Genomic DNA, 18352 nt, shown 5'->3' on the forward strand with positions numbered 1-18352 from the left:
AGCAAATTAAACTAAAAAATTATTGGATAATAATAATTGATAAACAAACTAAAATTCCCTGTTTTACAAAGAATTGATTATTAGAATTAACTAACATATCAATAGATATTTTGATTACTTATAGTTATTCAGTGTGCTTACTTAAGTATTTTAAGAAAGCAGATTTTCCTTTCCAGGCATAAAAAATTGTCCAAATCAATAACAGACATTAACACTGATATCCTGAGTCCCTGAATTTAAGCGGACATAATGCAATTCCGGTAATGGATTTTTTCTATTGCAATAAAATTCTCCTGAAAACCCATACCCCTCTTTAGGAGATCCAAAAAAGCTGTAATCCATTTTTCCATTTTTATTGCTATCATGGAATACGGCTATCATGTATTCGCCAGGCTCCAATTCAGGAAGATTAATATAGGGTGCTTTTTCCAAAGCTACCTGTAGTTTTACAACAGGTTTCAATTCCGTCAATATATCGATAGGTTGTTTTTTAAACACCTGAACCCGAACATCCCCGCCCAATTCAAAATCCAAATTACCTACCCTTAAATTGGTTTGGTTCAGGATTGGGGAAGTAAAAGAGCAAATAAATAAGCTACAAAAGAGGACAAATGCAATTTTCATTTTTAAATTATTAGTAGTAAAACTTAGCAAACTATTTCCAGAATTATTTATAGCCTTTCTTTTGAAACCAAATATCAGCAAGATTGAAATTTAAGGTGATCCCATGAGTAGTTTCTCTGGACAGAAGAGAAGTACTTCCCTGTTTTTCATACTGATAAGAAAGCGTTAACCTGGTAAGGTTTTGTACGGGAAAACCTATACCAGCCGAAAAGCCCCAACGATTCACAGGTGTATTTTGAAACAAATAATTTCCAGTATCATAATAAAGACCTGCTGAATAATTCAATTGCTTTGGAAAACTATAACCATAAAAATCTGGTACATATTCAGCCCCAAAACTTACTTGCTGTGCAGGGGTATAATCCTCCCATGAATCTGGGAAATATTTATAGGTATAGTCTGCGGCAATTATCCAATTTTTTGTCTGGTAGGAAATTCCTGCCTTGGCAGATTGGAAGAAATCCATTGCCTCCATCTCTCCACTGGATTCATAAAGAAGTGAATCTGAATCAAGGAGCTGAACTTCCTCAGAAAGTTGCTCACTGACACTTGCAGGTGCATTATAAGTCAATCCCAGTATTAGTTTTTTATCTTTATTTTTATAAGCAATGTATTGCATACCCAGGTCTACTCCCACTCCGCTATAATTATTCTTTAGATTCAGATAAAAGCTGTCTACTGATCCATAGACATCGGATTGGACTTCATATAAATTTGTGTTGTTGATATGCCCAAAGAGGTAATAGGGTCTTACACCAAGGGACAATCTGGGATGAAGGGAATAGGCATAGTTCAGAAATACCTTGCTTATGTCACCATAATTTTTGGTGTATTTAGAATAAGGATCTGCCGAACCTACAAAATAGGTGGTTTCCAGAAAACTATTGTCCACACTACTGATGGGCATAAGACCAAAGGTAAAGGCAGATGATTTGGATACTTTTAACCAAAAAGCTACATGGGACAAGTTGGTCCTATTGATGTCAATATTTTCTTCAGAGGTAGAGATGTTCATCATCTGGTATTTGACATCTGCATCAATCATAAAATTATAGGCGCCAAGAATACCTACGCTTGAGGCTGGATTGATATGGTTGAGGAAATAGGGTGATTGAACAGCAACACCAGTTCCACCGAGTCTGGTTGAATACCCTACATTGTCATTATTGATCAAGCCTATACCATAGGAAGAATATAAGGAACCGTCTCCCCGTTGTGCTAGCAATGTTCCTGTTAGCATGAAGGAAATAACATATAGGCAAAGCGCTCGAATTGGAAAAACCATTTTTATTTTTTCCGAAAGCTATTCTTTCAAATCTGGAAATTCTCTTATAATAGATATAAGCTGAAAATGTATAGACGTAATCCTGTTATTTACCTCTCAACACTAAAAGGGCAACTCCCAATACGGTATTTTAGATCATAGAGAACAATAGGCCTTTCGTCGACAACATTGCCTCCTAGGTCTATTATATCTGATTATTGAAAGAAGATTGATTTGGTTTGGGGCAAAAATAATCTTTATGGATCCTAGTTTCAATTTAATCAAATATCTCTGTTTCTCCTCTTTGGCCATTTTAATGACAGGATGTTTTGAAAATGATATACTTGTCCAGCCTGAAGTCATCAAAGACGATGAACAGCTGGAAGTGAGCTTAATTGAAAGTACGGAGATTTTATTGTACAGTTATTTTACGGATAGTCTGGTAACAAATGGCAAAACAAACTTTATGGTGGGTGCCTATAGTGACAGCATTAGGGGCGATGTAAATGCGGTTTCTTATCTACAATTCGGTGCAGAAAGCGATATAAGGATGAATGATGAGGCACAAATGGATTCTGTAGTGCTCGTATTGTTTTATGAGAGTTTCCAATACGACACCCTACCTGTTTTCGATTTAAACATATATGAACTTCTCGAAAGTCCGGAACCTGATGATTATTATGCCATCTATAATTTTCAAACTTTTGATTATAGTCCAAGTCCAATGGTAACCAAAAGTGTTCAAGCCTTGCCTCATAAGGATTCGCTAACCATTACCTTGCCTTATGAATTTGGTCTAGAACTTTTTGAAAATTCCAAATCAAGTAGCTCGATCTTTTATTCCAATGAAGACCTGGAAGAAGAATTCAAAGGTTTGGTTATTGAATCTGTTGGAAATGGGCCTTTGTTAACCTTTTCTGAAACTTCTTATATAGGCTTTTATTACCGGGCTTCGGCCAATATAGACCAAACAAATTCTCAATTCAAGATTACCGTACAAAGTGGCACCGAACATTTTACAAATTTGAATGTAGACAAGTCTACAGGCCTATTCAATGGATTTGCTTCTTATACAAATATTGATTCCGAGGAAACTTATGGGGCAGTAATGGTAGATCCACTATACGAATCAGGTATCAGAATTGAATTCCCGGAAATCCAGATGCTTAAAGAGATCTCCGAGAACTTCTTTATTTCTTCAGCCGTACTTCACTTGCCTGTAAAACCTGGGACTTACAACAATTATTTTAACACCCCAGCCTTCTCCATAAATGTTTATACAGTTGATAAAAACAACGTCATCAATGGATCTTTGGGAACAGTGGGCATGAGTGCATTTGATGATCAATTTCATGAACAAACCTATTATGAAATCCCTGTAAAAGATTTTATTGACAGTCAATTGGGAGCCAATTACGACAATGAGAATGCTTTATGGATTACGCTACCAGCTAGCACATCACTCACCACCAGGTATTTGGTATTCTCATCTAATTCAACACAACAAAAAATTAAACTAGATATTGTATTTCTTCCTTTAAATTAAATTATTATGAATAAAACACGTTTGTTAATAGGAGTTATTATTGGAGTTTTTTTTCTGGGAGGTTGTATCAGTGATGATGTGACTACCAGTGAAGGAAACTGGGTCAGGAGATCCTATTTTGAAGGCAGCAACCGCTCCAATGCTGCGTCTTTCTCCATTGGCGACAGAGCCTTTGTAATGGGAGGTTATACAGGAGAAGATTATTTAAATGATTTCTGGGAATACAATTCTGCAGGTGATTATTGGATCAAAAAAGCAGATTTCCCAGGGCAAGCTCGAAGTAATGCCGTCGCATTCACCATAGATGGTAAAGGGTATGTAGGAACAGGATATGACGGAACAAACAAACTCAATGATTTTTGGGAATATGATCCTGAAAATGACAATTGGATTGAAGTCGCTTCCTTCGGTGGTACTGCCAGGTACAATGCTATAGGCTTTTCACTTGTAGGAAAAGGGTACATTGGTACCGGATATGATGGAAGTGAGCAAAAGGATTTCTGGCAGTATGATCCTACCAGCAATACCTGGTCTCAAATAATCTCTATGGGAGGAGCCAAACGTCAAAGTGCCATGGTTTTTGTTATAGGTGACATTGCTTATATTGGAACAGGAATCAACAATGGTTCTTATGAATATGATTTCTGGGCCTTAGACGGCAATAGCATGGAATGGGCCAGAAAAAATGACCTTGATTATGATGACGATTACAGCTTGGTTAGAAGTGAAGCAAGTGCTTTTTCAGTTGGATCATTTGGTTATCTTGTAGCGGGCTCTCTCGGCTCGATCTTGGGTAGCACCTGGGAATACGATCCTGAAGATGATCTTTGGGAAGAAAAGACTCCACTTGAAGCAGTTTATAGAGCTGGCGCCTCAGCCTTCTCTGTTAATGGAAGGGCTTACGTTCTATTGGGAAGAAGTTCAAGCTTAAGATTTGATGATATATATGAATTTCAGCCTTTTGTTTATTATGACGAGGAAGATTAAACCTTTCACAGCGGTATAAATGTTGAATTTTGAAAAGAAAGTAATTCTAAAGACATTGGTTCATGTCTTGATACTGGGGGTAATATTATCCCCAGTATTTTTTATTATTTCTAATAGAACCCAAGAATTACGACCCACTTTCTATCTTAGTATTTCCAATATTAGCATTATCTTCTTCTATTTGTTCAACATTATATGGATGATTCCTCATTTATTGTTCAAACAGAAGTATTTAAAGTATGCACTATTTTTATTTGCCTTTCTTGCCATTTTTATTTTCCTCGAGCATACTTTTATGGACTTTGTGCCCATGAATGAAGGTCGTCCTGCTCCCAGGTTTCGTGGTGGAGGTCGCAGGCAAATGTTTTTCTGGATCCCTTCCCTTATGAGATTTGTCCTCATTATGGTATTGGGAACTGCCATAGAGCTTATCACCAAACTTGATAGAGAATCAAAAAGATATGATGAATTGAAGCGGCAGAAAATCATAAAAGAGTTAAACTTTCTAAAAAACCAGCTAAACCCTCACTTTTTATTCAATGCTTTGAATAACATCTATTCTCTAGCAAGCAGAAAATCTGAGAACACAACACCGTCCATTATGTTGCTTTCTAACATCCTCAGGTACGTTTTGTATGAATCTGGAAAGGACAAAGTATTCATTCATCAAGAGATGGATTTCATTAAAAACTATGTAAATCTGGAAAAGCTCAAATTTTCGGATACCAATGCTCCGCAAATTAAGTGTTACTTTTCCTTTGCAAATGAAAACTATACCGTAGAGCCACTTCTGTTTATTACTTTAATAGAAAATGCGTTTAAACACGGGATAAGTTATGTTACGCCCTCCTTTATACTTATTTCGTTTAAAGAAGACAATGAAGAAATATTCCTATCGGTGATCAACAGCGTGGGAAAGAAAGATGACCAAAATATCAATACCAATAAAGAAGGCATAGGCATCGAAAACCTTAAAAAAGGTTAGAATTGCTCTATCCAGGTAAACACAGCTTTAAGCAAATCTACGAAAACAGTACTTTTAAGGCTTTTCTAAAAATAAAGAAATGAAGATTAACTGTATTATCATTGATGATGAGGTTTTGGCACTGGATATATTGGAAGATTATATATCTAGAATGCCGATGCTGGAGCTTAAAGGAAGGTTTGACTCTCCCTTAAAGGCCATGGATTGCATTGTCCATGATGAGATCAAGTTGATGTTCTTAGACATCAACATGCCGGATATGAATGGTATAAAATTTTATGAAAGTCTTTCGAACAAACCCAAGGTCATATTCACCACTGCTTACAGCGAATATGCGGTGAAAGGGTTCGAGATCAACGCCATTGATTATTTGCTAAAACCAATCAGTTTTAGCCGCTTCTTTCAGGCAGTGGGAAAAGTTATCCATATACCAAACGTCCAGCCAAATGCAGTATCCCAAGCTGGTTTTCAAGAAAGCCAAAGCGATGAATCATCGAGGTTTATATTTGTAAAAGTAGAGCATTTCACTGTTAAGGTCAGCCTTAAAGACATCGCTTACCTTCAAGGTTACAAAGATTATGTTAAGATATACCTCATTGGGAATGACAAGCCAATACTTACCCTTAATTCAATCAAACATTACGAAATGAGCCTCTTCTCCAAGGGCTTTATCCGGATTCACAAATCTTATATTGTATCTGTCAATCAGATAGAGATAATCAGCCGAAACAAGGTCAAATTGATAGACCAGGACCTGCACATTACCATTGGAGGGAACTACCGGGATTTTTTCTACGAGCTGGTAGTGAATAAAAACATTTAAAAATTGAAGATTTTGCCATTATTTTGGGATATCACCACTTCCTGAAAAAAGTAAGACTGGTAATCAGAAACGCAATTGCATAATTTCAAACAAAAAAAGGGACAAAACTTATGAAAAGTTTTGTCCCTTTTTACTTCAGGATGAATCCCATTCCAGAGGTACTTATTCGTTAATGAAATCCCCTTCTTTTATTTCTTCACTGGCCACCAATACCATTTTATCATTATTATTCAAGTCTCCAAAGATTTCGATTTGATCGTCAATTTCTCTTCCTTTCTTCACTTCTATTCTGGAAGCTTTTTGGTTCTCAACCCTGATCACGAAAATATTCTCCGTTGAATTGACTAAGGCAGATTTTGGTACGACAAAAGTACTGTCTTTGGCATTAAGAGGTAGGCGAACTTCAGCAACCATCCCTGGAAGCATTGCTCCAGATGTATTTTCAATGTCCATTTCTACCCGCTCTGCACGTAACTTCAAGTCCAGTGCCCCAGACATTCGCTCTACCGTAGCGGTAAAGGTATCCGGTAGGGATTTTACATTAAAACTGATCTCATCCCCTCTTTTCAAATAGCCTGTATACAACTCTGGAATCGAAACTGCCAGTCGCAATTTGTCCTGTTGTTGAATCGTAAGAAGAGGCATATCAGAGCCTTTTCCAGCCGGTCCTACATAGGCCCCAAGATTAACGTTTCTAGTAGTCACAATACCATCAAATGGAGCCGAAATATTGAGATAGCTTTTCATAACGATCACTTCCTTGTGTGCGGCCACTGCTGCCTGATATTGGGCGTGGTCCGATTCTTTTTTCCTTTGGCCATTTCCAAATCATTTTTAGAAATAGTCCCCTCTACTTTACTGGTTTCAAACAAACGATTATAGGTGCTCTCACTAGTGGTGAAAATAGCCTCCATCGCTTTCAGTTTTGATTCGGCCGCAGCCAATTGTGAGTTGATTTCTGGTGCTTCCAAAACAACCAAAAGCTTTCCTTTGGTAACCTTGGTCCCAATATCAACTTTTAATTCTTTTACATAACTACTCACCTTGGCATACAGATCCACTTGTTGAAAGCCAGACAGTTCGGCAGGCAATCGCAATTCTGATTTCAATTTGGCCTTGTGCAAAGAGAACGTCTCTATTTTTGGCTCTTCCTCTACAAAAACTTCTGCTTGATTGGAGGTACAACTGCTAAAAATAAGCAACATTGCAAAAAGCAATAAGAATGACTGAGCTATTTTAGTTTTCATCTTCTGTTTTTAATACCGATATATAATGAATGCTTTCTTGGTCTTCTGGGTCTAAGGATACGGATTGGGTACTGGCTTTTTCTTGTGCCCAGGCAAAAATCACAGGCAATATAAGCAATACTGAAAAGGTTGAAAACAACAAGCCTCCAATCACAGCTCTACCCAAGGGAGACACCTGGTCTCCACCTTCTCCGTGTCCTATAGCCATTGGCAACATCCCTGCGATCATGGCTACACTTGTCATAATGATGGGACGTAGTCGCAATGCAGCCGCTTCTCTGGCTGAAGCTAAGGCATTCCCATTGACAAGTCGCAATTGCTCAGCATTTGTCACCAGAAGGATGGCATTCGCAATGGATACACCCACTGACATGATGATCCCCATATAAGATTGGAGGTTCAATGTAGACCCTGTCATGGTGAGCATAAGTAAAGCCCCTAAAACTACCGCAGGGACTGTGGTCAAGACCACAAAAGAAACCCTGAAGGATTGAAAATTAGCTGCAAGCATCAGGAAAATCAAAATGATGGCGACCAATAGGCCTACTTGCAAACTACTTAATGTTTCGCTCAGGACCGTACTCATACCAATGGTTTCCATGAATAAGCCTCGGGGCAATTCTCCAATAGAGGCTATAGCCGCAGAAACATCATCCGACGCTGTTCCCAAATCTGTCTTGTGGATATTGGCGGTGACAGTGATGTATGGCATGGCACCAAGATTGTCATTTTCGCCATTTACTGTTGTCGGTGTGATGGTGGCTACATCACTTAAAACCGGACGCAGTGAGTTTTTTAACACAGGAATTTCTCCAATATCAGACTTACTTTTCATTTGATTCAAAGGCACTTGCACCTGTACTGAAACAGATATCCCCGACTTCTCATCAATCCAGCTATTCTTTTCGGTATACCTGGACGATGAAGTAGAAGCTATCAATGAACGGGAAATATCATCCATATCTACACCCAATTCAGCCGCCCTTGTTCGGTCAATATCGATATCCAAAGCAGGATAATTGATAGGTTGGCCAATTTGAATGTCTCTTAGATAAGCTATTTTATTAAGCCTTTCTATCAATTTTTTAGCGTAGACTTCATTCCTTTTTTTATCCTTACCTGCTATCCTTACTTCTATTGGGGTTGGTGATCCTTGGCTCAACACTTTATCTGTAAGCTCTATGGGTTCAAAAGTCATTTTTACAGCAGGAAGAATATTTTTAACCCTGATACGCAAATCATCTTTGAAATCCTCCATATCTACGTCATAGTCCTTTAAACTGACCTGAAATACTGCCTCATGGGAACCTGCAGTGAAAAGATAAATTGGATTAATGGAAAATTGTGATGGATGCTGTCCTACATATACAGATGATATTCCTACATGCTCTTTTCCCACCATTTCATTTATTTCATCTAACAGCAGGATCGCCATTTCTTCTGTTCGCTCTATACGGGTACCATCAGGGGCGCGCATTCTCAATTGAAATTGGCTTGAATTTACTTTTGGAAAAACATCCTTACCTATACTCATAAGCAGTACTCCTGCCAACATGGATATCCCGATAAGATACACCAGGGTAGTTGCCCTTTTATAGGGGAATAGTCGATCCAAAAATCGCATGAACCGAATTCGGAAACGTTCAAAGAAACTGATCTTCCCATCCTTGTTCAAGTCTACTCGTTGGACCATTTCCCTTTTTTGATCAATTTGGTTTTTTTCAGATGCTGAAGTTAATCCACTGGCATTAAACTCTGCTTCATCATCTGTCATACCTGAAGCATGCGCTATTTTAGGATGTTCCTTCATCAGCCAATTGGCAAGGACCGGCACAAAGGTCTGAGACAATAAAAAGGACACAATCATCGAGAACCCAATCGCCATGGCCAATGGTAAAAACAATGCTCCAGGAATTCCTGCCATTGTGAAAGCAGGCGCAAAAACAGCCAGAATACTTAAAAGAATAAGCAGTTTTGGCAAAGCTATTTCTTTACAAGCATCCCAAATCGCTACTGCTTTGGGTTTCCCCATATCCAGGTGTTGGTGAATATTCTCAATGGTTACAGTACTCTCATCTACCAGTATACCGATGGCCAAAGCCAGCCCACTCAAGGTCATGAGGTTAATGGTCTGCCCAAATAGCTTCAAAAACAAAACACCAGCAATAATTGAAATCGGAATGGTCATTATTACTATAAAAGCCGCACGCTTGTCTCCTAGAAACAATAAAACCATCAGACCAGTCAACACTGCTCCTATGACGCCTTCTGTCACTAAACTCTTCACTGAGTTAATCACATAAACCGATTGGTCAAACTCATAGGATAAGGTGATGTCTTCAGGAAGTGTACTCTGTATTTTTGGCAGCTCTGCTTTCAATTTATTTACAACTTCCCAAGTCGAAGCATCAGCAGCCTTGGCAATATTGATGTAAACCGATCTTTTTCCATTCACCAAAACATAACCACTGGTAACATCAGCACCATCTTTCACTGTCGCTACATCCCCTAAAGTAAGGTTTTGGACACTGCCTTTAAACAATGGAATCTTCTCAAAGTCTTTGATTTCTTTGATACTACTATTGGTGGGTGTTAGGTAGTTTATGTCCCCGATTCTCACATTTCCTGAAGGAGCAGATTGATTGTTGAGTCGAATCGCCTCTACTATTTGATCGGGCGTCATATTATGAGACCTCATAAGATCAGGATTTACATTGACCTCTATGGTTCTTGGACTCCCACCAAATGGGGCAGGTGACAATAGCCCTGGAATAGAGGTGAAATTGGCCCTTACATAATAATTGGCAAAATCCTGAAGCTCATTATTGGACCTAATCTTACTCCCCAACACCAACTGCCCAACTGGCAATGAAGAAGCATCAAAACGAATGATAAAAGGAGGTTGTGTTCCTGGTGGAAAAATCACCTGAATCCTATTGGCCAGCGCTGTAAGTTCAGCTGCAGCTTGTGCCATATTGGTATTTTCATAATAGGTCAACTTCATGATCATCAACCCTTGAATATTTTTCGTCTCAACAGATTTCACACCATTGGCAAACGAAAGAATATTGATATATCCCTTGGCAAAATAGGATTCCATTTGATCAGGGGTGAATCCTCCATATGGATGCGCGATATAGATAACCGGCAAATTCATCTTTGGTAAAATGTCAATCTTGATATCCTTAACAGCACCGATACCGAAGAAAAACACCCCAGCAACCAAAACTAAAATAGAAATGGGTTTGCGAAGTGCAAAACGTATTAAATTCATATGATTTAATTAAAATTCATTTATAAACAATTCGAAATCACCTGTAGCGGCAACTTTAATTAAAAAGGATTGCCAAACATTGCTGTTGACAATGTCCCGATCAATCTCTGCACGGTTAAGGATGTACATCGTTTGGGTAAGGTCCGTCAAAGTGGTCAATCCGTTTTTGTATAAGGTCATTTTTTGCAAGTAAGCCTGAGACGCTGCTTTTACCTGAGTTGGCGCTTCGGCATAATTGGCTAGCGCAATTTTTATTTTTTCATCAGCGAGTGACAACTGGGATTTGATCTCTCTGTCCACCTGATTGTACTCTTCTTGAACACCTTGAGCGATCAATTTTTGAGCACTCACTTGTTTCTTCATTCTAAATGGTGCTGTCAGGTTCCAGGAAATGCCTGCCCCTATCAGAAAATTGGTACGGTCCGGATTGATTCCATCCCAATAATTCCTCGAAAATGCACTTTGATCAACCGAATAGTTGGTACCAAACCCTGAAGCCCTGGATTGCAAAACGCCAAATAAACTCATCGTAGGATAATAAAACCTCTTGGACAATTTCACTTGCTGTTCACTGTAATCAACTTTCGTTTGAAAGTATTTGAGTGTGGGATGCTGGCCTTCTGTATCACTGTAATCCTTTAGGAATTGCGTTGGGATCTGACTTAAAAAGAGTGTGTCTGCCACAAAATCCTGAGTGGCAACCCCCATTAAATCCACAAGTTGATTGTTCTGCTCTTTGACCATGTTTCGTGCAAGGTTTAAAGCGATTTTCGCTTTGGAAACTTCTGCAGTAGCCAAGGTAGAGTCTACCCCTGCTTGCAGTCCGTTTCTTACTCGTGCAGTAGCCGTGGTGAGGAAAACTTCGGCTCGATCCAGGTTTCTTTGTTGCGAGATCAACAAACGCTGACTGGCCAACAGATTCAAATAAGCTGCAGAAATCTTGATTTTCAATTGAAATTTCTCTTGTTCCAAATCATTCACCTGAATTTTAACATTCATTTTTTCAAGATTGATTTTTTCCTTGGTCTTACCGAAAGTGAAAAAATCCCAGTTGACATTGCTTAGGTATTGTGCGCCAAAAGCTGCGTTCCAGTTTTGTTCTGGAAGTGTAGGTCCTGATGCAGCTACATTGCCTACCATGCCATAAAAGGAACCATACTGCCCATTGACCGACCCATAACTCTGCTGGGCGGATAGGTTTAGGTTCGGTAAATATTCTCGTTTTGTTTGCTTTAGGGTTTCCTCCGAAGCACTGGCATATTTGCTTTTAGATTTGATATAACCATAGTTGTCAATACCAATATTGATGGCCTCTTTCAATGAAAGATCCTGGCTATAGCCACTAAAAGCAGCAATGGAGAATAATAATAGGGAAATAGTTTTTTTGAAATACATAAAATTCAAATATGAAATTATGTGTCAAAACTATTTGTAATCTGTTTATGATCCACTTTTAATATGCTGTAGGGAAATGGTAAATGACCAATTCAATTCATCATTTATTCAAAATAGTAACTAAAAAATTATAGTTCTTTGTGAATTATTAAACCCAAACCTATGAATAGAAGCATCAACGATCTCATGGACAATAAGTGGTGGCAAGAATTTGCTGTCGTTGCATTTTCTTTTACCATCTATACACTCAAAAACGATTGGATGTTTATAAGCTCCATAGGTTCAATTACGCTAGGTGTCTTATTTTATGTTATTCTCTACGTACACGCACAGTTCAATCGTTTTTTTTTCCTGCCAATCCTATTTAAAAAACACAAGCCATTGATCTATATATTCCTGACAATCATAGGAATAATCATTTTCTCTGTACTTTTAAATAACCTCATGACCTTGGACATGTTTAGCCAAAGTCAGTTGTATCAAAATTCACATCAAAAGAGCTTTACTTTTCAGTTTGCCAGTGTTTCAGGCACATTGGTTTGTATTTTAAGTCCCATTATTGTCTTTAAATTTTATAGAATTTATAAACAACAAACAGACAAAACCATACTCTACAATCAAATGCAACTCAATGCGCTTCGAGCTCAATTGAATCCCCATTTTCTATTCAACACCTTCAATACCCTCTACGGCATCAGTTTACAATTCCCTGAAAGAACCTCTGATTTGATCATGAAAGTATCCCAATTAATGCGGTACCAATTGGAAAGTAACAATGAACATTCCGTATCTTTGGAAGATGAATTGTCCTTTATCAACAGTTACGTCCAATTAGAAAAGGAGCGTGTAGCACATCGATGTGAAATCACCTATAAGTGTGAGATTGATAACGAAAATGCTTACAAAATCTCCCCTATGCTTTTGATCGCTTTTATCGAAAATGCCTTCAAACATGGAACTTGTGCGATAGAAAAGTGTTTTGTACATATCAATATCTCTGTTAGCAAGGGACTTTTGCATTTGAATGTAATCAATTCTGTCCCAAAAGAGACTAAGGTTATCTCCACCAATATTGGGTTAAAAAACACCACCGAAAGGCTCAAATTAATCTATGGAGAAGATTACACTTTGAACGTTAACAATGACCCAACCACCTATAATGTTGATTTAAAAATACAACTAAAAATGGGTAAAAATGAAGGGAGTTAAAACGTGTATCATTGTTGACGATGAGCCTGCTGCCCACTACGTATTGATCAATTATATCAAACAAAATTCACGATTGAATTTAGTTTTCCAAGCGTACAATGCCATTGAAGCAATGGATTATATACGCGAAAACAAGATTGATTTGATGTTTTTGGATATTAATATGCCTGAAATTTCTGGGATAGAATTGCTAAAAATTATCCCCTCCCCTCCTAAGACAATTTTAACAACTGCCTATTCAGAATTTGCGCTTGAGAGCTATGATTATGGCGTCATTGATTACTTACTGAAACCTATTTATTTTCCTCGGTTTTTAAAGTCCATCGAGCGTTTTTTCCTTATGGACAGCAGCCCAATTGTTGAGGAAAGTAGCGAGCCAAATTCAATTACCGTAAAAATTGATGGGGAGTTCAAAGACATAGCATTGCATAAACTAATGTACATCCAAAGCTTTGGTAATTATGTAAAGATTTACAAGAATAAAAAAATATGTCTGGCTTCCATATCCACCACAGAGTTTGAAAAGCTACTCCCAGAAAAAGGATTTATGCGAATCCACAAATCTTATATTGTTGCTTTGGACAAAATTAAAAATGTAGACAAAGATTTTGTCCAGATTGAGGAAGAAAAACTACCCATAGGCATCACCTACAAAAGACAATTATTCGATCGTTTGAAGATGAATTGAGGTTTGAAGAATAAACATATATAGACATAGGGTTTTCTTAGAAGCAGTATTTAATCTAGTAATCTAGGTTTGTTTTAATGCAATTTCTCATGAAAGAATTGCCTCCCTAGAAAAATTAAGTTAAATGTGTTTTCCAACCTCATAAGCCGAAACTGAATCAGTTTTCTTCCTATGCGCTGATAATAGAATAATCGGCCTTCAGTTCCAACAGATACCTACAACAAGTAGACAGAATAAAAGATTAGTACCTGCCTTCCCCTCCTATTCACTACGAAAGATGAAAAGCAGATTTAAATCCTTCTATAAAAAAAGAAATCAGCTCCCAATACGTCCAAATTATTTCTCGGGAATAATTCGCCTTATCATTCTAATAAAAAACAGGTTTACAGATTTTGGTAAAAGCATAAATACCGAGGGAACACAAACTAAAAATAGGATAGAATGTTGTGGGAGTTTAAATGGTATTGGATTATAGTCAGCAATTATTATTATCGCTAAAATTGAAGCGATCGCTATAAAAATTTTTTTATTTCGCCTAAAAAACGATTCGAACTTTTCTGAAAGTTGGGGATTATTATTGAAATAAAAATAAATTATATACGGCAAAAACACCAAAACGTGTAGTGAAAAAGGAATATTTACTGTCAATAGAACACCTAGATGAAACATCGCTGCGACTCCAATTGCTCGCAAAAATACGACTGACCAGAATATTGTAAATATGAACCCCAACTCAAATAGTAAGGTATTGTAATCTAATAATTTATAAATAAATAAATTGTTTATTTTAACAAAAAATTCATTTAAGTACAGGGACTCTGCACTTGAATAAAACCTTCTTAAAATAAAGCCAGCTGTGGTTGAATAGGAAAGATCTAACCATCCACCAATCAGTTTCGGCAAGCCAGCAGTAAAATATCCCCATCCTAGCAAAAACGAAAGAAATGTCAACGGCCAGCCTCTAGGTTCTACTTTCGTTTTCCTATTCTTTAAAGCATCAACTGAAAGCGCTCCTCCCCAATTGGTGAAAGCCATAATTATTGGAAAAATCACTGGGAAAATGTTATGATTAATTTTTCCATAGCTGTAGATATAGGTAAAACCAAATAGCAAAAGTAATCCAAAAACAATAGATGATTCCTTCGTTCGGAAGCCTACCAATAAAGAGACAAAGGTTATTCTCAAAATCAAATCAAAATTCCACCAAAAATCACTTGATGTAATTGGACCAATCAGTGTGGAAACCCCCACAGGTGGGTCAAAAAACACCAAATCATAATTTGATATTTCTATAAATTGAGGAAGACCAAAAATATAAAACCCCAGGCAGAATAAAATTCTCGTTAGGCCTAATTGGAAAAAAGTGGGCTTCCAGGTACTTAAAAGCCAATTGGTTATTTTTTCGTTAATTGATAATATCATCATCAAAAGTAAATTCTTTATGTTTTACAATTTCTCTCCTTTGAAACCCATCCACCAAGTGGTAATATTCTTTATACTCATTGACAATAAAGCCAGTTACCTCATTGGATTCAAATGGTCTCTTTTTAAACATAAGTTTGGGTACTTCTATATCTGCTCCACCTAACACGTTATTTGTTGTCCAATTTTTTAGTGTTTGATGGATTTTAGCTCCTCCAGGTATTAATGATATTATTCTTCGTTTCTGCTTTTTTGATTCTTCCAAGTTCGTCCCAGCCTGATTAAAAAAAATAAAATGCATGTTATTTCTATATAAGGTTGTATTTCCTCGTTTGAAAATCTCCTGTAAATCTCCTTTCCAGACCTCTTCTTCATTATTCAAATAAATAATTTCAAAATAACTGGCAGGTAAAATGCCATCAGTAATCCCACTTCTTGTAAAAGCGGGCATATTTAAACTTGGATATGGCTCTCTTACTAATCTTGCAAATACCATCGATATTAAGAGGAAAATGATGGTTACATAGAAGAGCAAAGTGATTTTATATTTCTTCAGGAATTCGTACATCTTGTTTTAATTGTTCAAAAAATTAAATATAGTTCATTGAAATTTAAAATAAATCTTTAATGGCTCTTTTTGCAGCATAATAGCCACCCATTCCATGAACCCCCCTCCTGGTGGAGTCGATGCAGAGCAAATATAAATGTTTTTGAATGAGGTTCTATAAGGAGATATTCTAAGTGCAGGCCTGGTAAACAATTGTGACCAATCTTGCACACCAGCATTGATATCTCCTCCGATATAATTTGGGTTATAGTTTTCTATCTCTTTGGTATTGAAGGTATGCTTGCCTATGATGGTTTCTTTAAAACCAGGGGCGTATTTCTCGATTTGGTTCTCGATAGCAGCTGACATGTCAACTTCAGAACCCGATGGTACATGGCAATAAGCCCATGCAGTATGAGATCCCTCTGGAGATCGTGTTTTATCGAATAGGCTTTGTTGAGCCAATAGCACAAATGGGTTTTGACTGTATTTTCCTTCCCAGGTTAATTTTTCTGATTTTGAAATATCTTCAATCGTGCCTCCTAGATGAACTGTCCCGGCCCCATTAAGTGCTGTTGACTTCCAGGGTATGGGTTGAGAAAGTGCAAAATCCATTTTAAAAACGCCCATGCCATACCTGTAACGATTCAGTTGCCAACGGTACAATTTAGAAAACTTATCTCCGGCTATATTTAATAAGTTTTTTGGACTCACGTCAAACATTACCAGTTTTGCATCAGGAATTTGGCTGAAGTCAGCAATCATTTTCCCTTTTTCAATTGTACCGCCCAAGGCTACAAAATAATTCGTTAAAGAATCGGCCAGGGTTTGAGAGCCTCCTTTAATCATCGGCCAACCACTATGATGACCTGCTGCCATCAATACCATTGCGATGGCTGAAGTAGTGACATTGGTCAAGGGTTGGATGCCATGCGCTGCCATGCCTGCCCAAAGTGCGCGAGTACTGGTTTCTTTGAATTTCCTCGCAAGCAGGGTCGCGGGTTGTAGCGCATTAATTCCAAATAGCCCCAGTTTTATTGGATTATTAGGGATTTTTAATGGTGCTAAAAAATCGGACGACAAGGCATCCCAATGGTCCACAAGAGGTTTTAACAGATCAATATAGGCTTTGCTATCACTTCCCAATTGATCCGCCGTTCCGGATAGCGACCGATGCAAGGAAGCTACCCTTCCATCCGGTAGTGGATGTCCGGCTAAAATTTTAGGGTGAATGTATTCAAGCCCATATTCAGCAAGAGGCAATGTCTTAAAAAAAGGACCGGCTCCCGCCATAGGATGAATTGCTGAACAAACGTCATGGTGAAACCCAGGAAGTGTAAGCTCCATGGTTCGCATGCCACCACCAATTGTTTCCTTTCCCTCAATAAGAAGGACTTTTAATCCATGCTTTTGTAAAACAATTGCTGCTGATAGTCCATTTGGCCCTGAGCCAACAACCACAGCATCATAAGTAGCATCCATAGGTAGTTATTTAAAGTAAAGCTACTATAAATATTAGTTCAAAAAAAGAGATAATATATACAATTGGACAAATATGCTAAAACAAGAAATTTTATTCCCTTTTGACATTTCTAGCCCTAACTGTAAATTAAGAAAAATCACTTTCCATCTTGTTTCGAATACATCCATTTGTATTGTTTAAAAACAAAGGCTGTAATGTAAATACTTCATGAGTTTACTATACAGAAAATGAATAATCCTATAATTAGGTTGAAATACATGTATAATTCTCATTTAAAGATTGATACACAATTGAAATTAGAAATTTGTTTTTACCGACAAAACCCACTTCTGATTCCTAATAATCTGCTAAAAACTTATAGGAATGATCCCCTATCCCTTAATCCACTCCACCCTACTCAAACTCAAACCCAAAGATTTAAACTGAAATATTAGTCTTTAAAATTTGATTATTTGAAAGATTAGGTCAAATTAGAGACATGAAAAAATTCGGCTTTTTATTAATGTGAATTATCCTATTGTTTTCCTGTGATCAATCTTCTTCAAGGTCTAAAGGGGTTGATGACTTTGACATTTCCAAATTAAAACATCCATGATAATTTAGGGGACGTATTAATTTGAAGTTATATAAAATAGACCTCTCACATAAAGCAATTGAGGAACAAAAAAGATATATTAGATTTAAAATTTATCACCACTTAAAAGAAGTAAAATAATCTATAATAAATTTAAGGAAATAGGATTGATCAACTCATATTATAAGTTATTACTTTCCTTAAAACATTAATCAAAAGTCATTTGTTCATTTAGGGTATCCCCCTTTTATTCGAAAAAATAATGGATATAATAAAATTTAGTG

At 37.2% G+C, this 18352-nt stretch carries 14 protein-coding genes and 1 pseudogene; 6 read left to right on the plus strand and 9 right to left on the minus strand.

The features are described from left to right. Window positions 1-195 precede the first annotated feature (195 nt). Together ADICYQ_RS25600 and bamG are read right to left on the minus strand one after the other, a co-directional pair. On the minus strand, window positions 196-624 hold the full coding sequence (locus ADICYQ_RS25600) for a DUF2141 domain-containing protein (protein WP_020891253.1): 429 nt from the start codon (window positions 622-624) through the stop codon (window positions 196-198). Window positions 625-667: 43 nt separating this feature from the next. After that, a complete protein-coding gene (bamG, locus tag ADICYQ_RS00720; RefSeq protein WP_040413700.1) occupies window positions 668-1909 on the minus strand; it encodes a BamG family beta-barrel-assembly machinery protein in 1242 nt (413 codons plus the stop codon). A gap of 238 nt (window positions 1910-2147) precedes the next feature. On the opposite strand from bamG, the gene ADICYQ_RS00725 reads away from it, so the two are divergent. From ADICYQ_RS00725 to ADICYQ_RS00740, 4 genes are all read left to right on the plus strand, one after another. After that, window positions 2148-3434 carry a DUF4270 family protein gene (locus ADICYQ_RS00725; protein WP_051160076.1) on the plus strand — a complete coding sequence of 429 codons (1287 nt, stop codon included), beginning with the start codon at window positions 2148-2150 and terminating at the stop codon, window positions 3432-3434. A 6-nt stretch (window positions 3435-3440) separates the two neighbouring features. Continuing rightward, window positions 3441-4421 carry a Kelch repeat-containing protein gene (locus ADICYQ_RS00730; protein WP_020891256.1) on the plus strand — a complete coding sequence of 327 codons (981 nt, stop codon included), beginning with the start codon at window positions 3441-3443 and terminating at the stop codon, window positions 4419-4421. 199 nt (window positions 4422-4620) lie between these two features. Next, window positions 4621-5406 (plus strand): sensor histidine kinase, encoded by a 786-nt coding sequence (locus ADICYQ_RS00735; RefSeq protein WP_020891257.1) that lies wholly within the window; start codon window positions 4621-4623, stop codon window positions 5404-5406. Between the two features lie 79 nt (window positions 5407-5485). Beyond that, window positions 5486-6229: a LytR/AlgR family response regulator transcription factor gene (locus tag ADICYQ_RS00740; protein ID WP_020891258.1), complete on the plus strand. Its 744-nt coding sequence runs from the start codon at window positions 5486-5488 to the stop codon at window positions 6227-6229. A gap of 162 nt (window positions 6230-6391) precedes the next feature. On the opposite strand, the gene ADICYQ_RS27970 is transcribed toward ADICYQ_RS00740, so the two are convergent. The 4 genes from ADICYQ_RS27970 to ADICYQ_RS00755 are packed head-to-tail and all read right to left on the minus strand — an operon-like array spanning window position 6392 to window position 12145. Continuing rightward, a complete protein-coding gene (locus tag ADICYQ_RS27970) occupies window positions 6392-7003 on the minus strand; it encodes an efflux RND transporter periplasmic adaptor subunit (RefSeq protein ID WP_316929247.1) in 612 nt (203 codons plus the stop codon). Continuing rightward, the gene (locus tag ADICYQ_RS27975; RefSeq protein ID WP_020891260.1) at window positions 6982-7476 is read right to left on the minus strand and encodes an efflux RND transporter periplasmic adaptor subunit; all 495 of its coding nucleotides are present in this window, start codon (window positions 7474-7476) and stop codon (window positions 6982-6984) included. The genes ADICYQ_RS27970 and ADICYQ_RS27975 overlap by 22 nt, the downstream gene beginning before the upstream one ends. Continuing rightward, entirely contained in the window at window positions 7466-10750 is a 3285-nt protein-coding gene (locus ADICYQ_RS00750; protein ID WP_020891261.1) for an efflux RND transporter permease subunit, read from the minus strand. The genes ADICYQ_RS27975 and ADICYQ_RS00750 overlap by 11 nt, the downstream gene beginning before the upstream one ends. 9 nt (window positions 10751-10759) lie before the next feature. Continuing rightward, complete coding sequence (locus ADICYQ_RS00755) at window positions 10760-12145, minus strand: TolC family protein (protein WP_020891262.1); 1386 nt, start codon at window positions 12143-12145, stop codon at window positions 10760-10762. A 162-nt stretch (window positions 12146-12307) separates the two neighbouring features. Between ADICYQ_RS00755 and ADICYQ_RS00760 the strand changes: the two genes are divergently transcribed. Both ADICYQ_RS00760 and ADICYQ_RS00765 read left to right on the plus strand, forming a co-directional pair. Then, window positions 12308-13354, plus strand: a complete 1047-nt coding sequence (locus ADICYQ_RS00760) for a sensor histidine kinase (RefSeq protein ID WP_020891263.1) — start codon at window positions 12308-12310, stop codon at window positions 13352-13354. After that, window positions 13341-14042 carry a LytR/AlgR family response regulator transcription factor gene (locus tag ADICYQ_RS00765; RefSeq protein ID WP_020891264.1) on the plus strand — a complete coding sequence of 234 codons (702 nt, stop codon included), beginning with the start codon at window positions 13341-13343 and terminating at the stop codon, window positions 14040-14042. The genes ADICYQ_RS00760 and ADICYQ_RS00765 overlap by 14 nt, the downstream gene beginning before the upstream one ends. Before the next feature lie 336 nt (window positions 14043-14378). Here ADICYQ_RS00765 and ADICYQ_RS30555 read toward each other — a convergent pair whose 3' ends face one another. The 3 genes and pseudogenes from ADICYQ_RS30555 to ADICYQ_RS00780 all read right to left on the minus strand — a co-directional run bounded on the left by ADICYQ_RS30555 (window position 14379) and on the right by ADICYQ_RS00780 (window position 17493). Further along, window positions 14379-15077, minus strand: a complete 699-nt coding sequence (locus ADICYQ_RS30555; RefSeq protein WP_438830468.1) for a hypothetical protein — start codon at window positions 15075-15077, stop codon at window positions 14379-14381. Between the two features lie 370 nt (window positions 15078-15447). Further along, a complete protein-coding gene (locus ADICYQ_RS00775; protein WP_235114222.1) occupies window positions 15448-15960 on the minus strand; it encodes a hypothetical protein in 513 nt (170 codons plus the stop codon). Window positions 15961-16075: 115 nt separating this feature from the next. Next, window positions 16076-17493 (minus strand): annotated as a pseudogene (locus ADICYQ_RS00780) (phytoene desaturase family protein). Between the last annotated feature and the right edge of the window lie 859 nt (window positions 17494-18352).

It is taken from the genome of Cyclobacterium qasimii M12-11B (assembly GCF_000427295.1).
Classification (GTDB): Bacteria; Bacteroidota; Bacteroidia; order Cytophagales; family Cyclobacteriaceae; genus Cyclobacterium; species Cyclobacterium qasimii.

Coding starts and splice junctions, on each gene's coding strand:
- ADICYQ_RS25600 (WP_020891253.1), bottom strand. CDS start 624: ATGAAAATTGCATTTGTCCTCTTTTGTAGCTTATTTATTTGCTCTTTT.
- ADICYQ_RS00750 (WP_020891261.1), bottom strand. CDS start 10,750: ATGAATTTAATACGTTTTGCACTTCGCAAACCCATTTCTATTTTAGTT.
- ADICYQ_RS27975 (WP_020891260.1), bottom strand. CDS start 7,476: ATGAAAACTAAAATAGCTCAGTCATTCTTATTGCTTTTTGCAATGTTG.
- ADICYQ_RS00775 (WP_235114222.1), bottom strand. CDS start 15,960: ATGGTATTTGCAAGATTAGTAAGAGAGCCATATCCAAGTTTAAATATG.
- ADICYQ_RS00755 (WP_020891262.1), bottom strand. CDS start 12,145: ATGTATTTCAAAAAAACTATTTCCCTATTATTATTCTCCATTGCTGCT.
- ADICYQ_RS00760 (WP_020891263.1), top strand. CDS start 12,308: ATGAATAGAAGCATCAACGATCTCATGGACAATAAGTGGTGGCAAGAA.
- ADICYQ_RS00725 (WP_051160076.1), top strand. CDS start 2,148: ATGGATCCTAGTTTCAATTTAATCAAATATCTCTGTTTCTCCTCTTTG.
- ADICYQ_RS00765 (WP_020891264.1), top strand. CDS start 13,341: ATGAAGGGAGTTAAAACGTGTATCATTGTTGACGATGAGCCTGCTGCC.
- ADICYQ_RS00740 (WP_020891258.1), top strand. CDS start 5,486: ATGAAGATTAACTGTATTATCATTGATGATGAGGTTTTGGCACTGGAT.
- ADICYQ_RS00730 (WP_020891256.1), top strand. CDS start 3,441: ATGAATAAAACACGTTTGTTAATAGGAGTTATTATTGGAGTTTTTTTT.
- ADICYQ_RS30555 (WP_438830468.1), bottom strand. CDS start 15,077: ATGGCTTTCACCAATTGGGGAGGAGCGCTTTCAGTTGATGCTTTAAAG.
- ADICYQ_RS00735 (WP_020891257.1), top strand. CDS start 4,621: ATGATTCCTCATTTATTGTTCAAACAGAAGTATTTAAAGTATGCACTA.
- bamG (WP_040413700.1), bottom strand. CDS start 1,909: ATGGTTTTTCCAATTCGAGCGCTTTGCCTATATGTTATTTCCTTCATG.